Annotated in this window: 2 protein-coding genes and 1 pseudogene; all 3 read right to left on the reverse strand. The window is 74.5% G+C overall.

The window, feature by feature from the left end:
- Positions 1-1,066, reverse strand: a pseudogene (locus BG452_RS31345) (hypothetical protein); the annotation flags it as partial.
- A gap of 42 nt (positions 1,067-1,108) precedes the next feature.
- Positions 1,109-1,984: a hypothetical protein gene (locus tag BG452_RS31350; RefSeq protein WP_188307739.1), complete on the reverse strand. Its 876-nt coding sequence runs from the start codon at positions 1,982-1,984 to the stop codon at positions 1,109-1,111.
- 76 nt (positions 1,985-2,060) lie between these two features.
- Positions 2,061-3,584: hypothetical protein (locus BG452_RS31355; protein WP_223242992.1), on the reverse strand; the 1,524-nt coding region annotated here is incomplete at its 5' end.

Consider the following 3,584-nt stretch of genomic DNA (forward strand, 5'->3'; position numbering starts at 1 on the left):
ACTCGGCGGCGGTGGCGGCGCGCGCGGCGGCGGCGACCTCGACGGCGAGGTCCTGGGCGCGGTCGCGCTCGGCGGCGGCGCGGGAGGTGAGGGCGTGGGCGAGACGGCGGGCGCGGCGCTCGGCGGTGCGGTGGGCCTCGCGGACGGTCTCGCGGGCGGTGGTGGACTCGACGATGCGTTCCAGCAGGTCGAGCGAGCCGGCGGTGAAGTCGCGTTCGGCGGTGAGTTCGGCGCGCAGGCCGAGCTTGGCGGCGAAGCCGTGGACGAGGTCGGCCAGGCCGTCGGTGTCCCGGGTGTCGGTGACGGCGCGCAGCAGCAGGTCGGTGAAGTCCTTGTCCTGCTTGACCGCGAAGAGGCCGGCTGCCTCGCCCTCGTCGGCGTTCATCTCGCGCTGGTAGCGGAAGAGTTCGGGGTCGAGGCCGAGTTCGCCGAGGTGTTCGGTCCAGCGGTCGTGGCCGTCCTCGAAGACCAGGTCGAGGTGGGGGTGGGCCTTGCCGGCCTCGGTGAGGGCGTCGCGGAAGCCCTTCATGGTGCGGCGGCGGCCGCGGGCCTTCTGGTCGCCGACCAGGCTGACCCGTTCGGCGACCGGCAGTGAGTCGAGGGTGAGTCCGGGGCCGGGGCGGAAGGAGTACCAGGTCTCGGCGAACTTGCGCGGGTCGGAGGAGACCTGGCGGCCGCGCCACTCGCTGGCCTTGCCGACCACGATCAGTTCGCCGGTGACGGTGTGCTGCCACTCCAGGGCGACGTGGCCGCAGTCGTCGGCGAGCAGGAACTTGCGCAGCACGCCGGAGCTGGCGCCGCCGAGGGTGTTGCGGTGGCCGGGGAGCATCACCGAGAAGATCAGCTTGAGCAGGACGGACTTGCCGCCGCCGTTCTCCAGGAAGAGCACGCCGGCCGGGGCGGGGCGGCGGACCGGGCCGTCGGTCTCCTCGCCGAACAGGCCGATCTGCTGCGGGGCCGGGTCGGCGACGGGCTCGCCGACGCCGCGCAGGTCGAGCACCGTGTCGGCGTAGCGGGCGCCGGCCGGTCCGATCGAGTAGAGGCGGACCCGGTTGAGCTCGTACATGTGCGGCGGTTCTCCGTGCTGTCTACGTGAGTCGGACGGGTGTCAGAGCGAGTGGAACGGCAGGCCGGCGTCGGCGACCAGCTCGTCGCCGGTGTCCGGCGGCAGCAGGCTGGCGGTGCCGTCGGAGACCGGGACGACGCCGAGGTCGAGCAGTTCCGCCATCGCCGCGCTGCCGGCCAGGTCGCGGACCTGGAGCTGGTAGCGGGCGGTGGTGCGGTAGGTGCCGCCGGAGTCGTCGGAGACCTTCTGCAGGAAGCCGGAGTCGACCAGGAACATGACGGCCTTGGCGACGATGCCGATGGTGGAGCCGGAGAGCCGGCGGGCGTCCTTGGTGGCGCCGGTGGCGGTGCGCCGGGCCCAGACCCGCCAGGCGGCCTCCAGGCCGGGGGCGTCCGAGGCCGGGTCGGTGTTGGCGCCCTCGGTGTCGGCCTGTTCTTCCAGGCGGCGGCAGGCCTGGCGGACGAAGGAGTCGACGCCGTTGACGGTGATCCGGCCGAGGTAGCCGTCGTCGGCGAGGTCCTCGGGGCGGGGGAAGGCCATCGCGGCGACGGCGAGGTGGGCCAGTCCGTGCAGGAAGCGGTCGGTGCTCTCGGAGGCGGCGCGGCGCGAGTAGTCGCCCATCCGGACGGCGAACAGCGACTCCTCGGCGGCGGCGACGGCCATGCCGGCCCGCGGCGAGACCTCCAGGACGACCAGGCCCATGCCGGTGGCGATGGCGTCGGCGAGGCGGGCGAACGGCGGGTCCTCGCGGTGGCGGCGGACGAGTTCGGCGTACTCGACGTCGCGGGCGGGGAGCAGCTTGGCCTGGAGGCCGAAGGAGACCAGCCGGGCGGCGTCGGCGACGTCGGCCGGGGTGATCGGCGCGGGGGCCGCGGGTTCGGTCTCGGCCGCCCAGGACGTGTCGTGGTGGGTCGTCACGGGCGGTGCTCCTCGGGGGTGGCGCGGTGGTTTCGGTTCGTCAACGTGGGTGCCTGGAAAGTCACTGCCCGGCCGGTCAGCCGGCGTCCTTGCGGTCGGCGGCCATGCCGACCGCGTCGAGCAGGACGCTGCCGACGATCAGGTCGGCGCCGCCGAACTCCCGGTCGTGCAGCGGGGTGCCGTCGTCCACGGCGAACAGCAGCCGCTCCTCGCCCTGGCGGTAGGCGGTGCCGACCGGCGGGCTGGCCGCGTGCACGGCCAGCAGGGCGACCAGGTACGGGAGTTCCGGGTCCTGCCGGCGGGCGTCGGCGAGCAGGCCGGAGAGCCGGCGGGGGGCGTCCGGGGGCAGGTCGAGCAGTTCCTGGGCCGCCTCCAGCTGGGCTTCGGAGAAGCGGCTGTCGTCCGGGGTGGCGACGAGGTCCGGGTCGGGGAGTTCGGCGCCGAGGTGTTCGCGCTCGACCGGCGGGGTGAGCAGCAGGTCGACCAGGTCGGCGACGCGGACCGAGACGGGCGTGCGCAGGCCGGCGCCGCGGGCGAAGAAGGCGCCGGTGGGGCGGACGGCCTGCTCTATCGGCAGCCGCAGCACGGGGGCGAGGAGCTGGCCGTAGAGGTCGATGCCGCTGCGGGCGCCGGGGGTGGCGAAGGCCTGGCGGTCCTGCTCGGCGCGGAACAGCGGGCCGGCCTCCAGCAGCCGGGTCTGCAGCTTCGTGTGGCGTCGGATGCAGTCCTTGACGATGTCGAGGAGCTCGGCGGCGCGGCGCTTGTGCTCCGCCCCTTCGGGAGTGTTTGGCTCGGCCTCGTCGCGGGCCTTGCGGATGTTGGTGAGAATCGCGTTCTCGTGCCGGTAGCGGTCGGCGATGTGGTCCAGCGCCTCGTCGATGAGGTCCGGGACGGCCTTCATCCAGTCGACCGCGCGGACGTTGCGGCGGGTGGCGTCGAGGGCGCGGCGCAGCGTCTCGGCGTACTGGACGGTGCGGTAGCGGGCCTGCTCGGCGGCGAGCTGGGCGTCGGCCAGGCGGCCGCGGCGGATCAGCACCTCCAGCTTGACCTCGGCGGCGATCTGGGCCGAGGTGACGTCGGTGTCGAGCGCGCCGACCAGGACGTTGACGGCCTCGTCGGTGGTGCGCAGGTAGACGCCGCCGTCGGGGCCGGGGACCTCCTCGATCAGCTTGAAGTCGTAGTCGCGGCGGACGTACTCGCCGTCGGCGCCGAAGGTGCCGTAGACGGCGCGGAAGCCGCGGTCCACGCTGCCGACGTTGATCAGCGACTCCAGCACCCAGCGGGCGACCCGCTCGTGCTCGGGGGCCGGCCGGTGCGGGGCCTGGGCGGCGACCCGGGGCAGCATCCGGGCGAGCACTATGTCGCGGTCGGCCCCGGTGTCGAAGTCCATGTGCAGGGTGACCAGGTCGATCGCGGCGAGGCCGACCTCGGCCATCGCGTAGCCGCCGTACTCACCGGCCAGGTTGACCTTGCGGTTGTCCAGGTCGTGCAGCGGGGCGGTGCAGGCCAGCGCCTTGAGCCGACGGGCCAGGCCTTCGTCGGCGGCGGGGCCGGGCGCGGGCCGCGGGGCGGGGAGCGCGCCCGCCGCGTCCGGCCACGG

This window comes from Streptomyces sp. CBMA123 (assembly GCF_014596465.1).
GTDB lineage: Bacteria > Actinomycetota > Actinomycetes > Streptomycetales > Streptomycetaceae > Kitasatospora.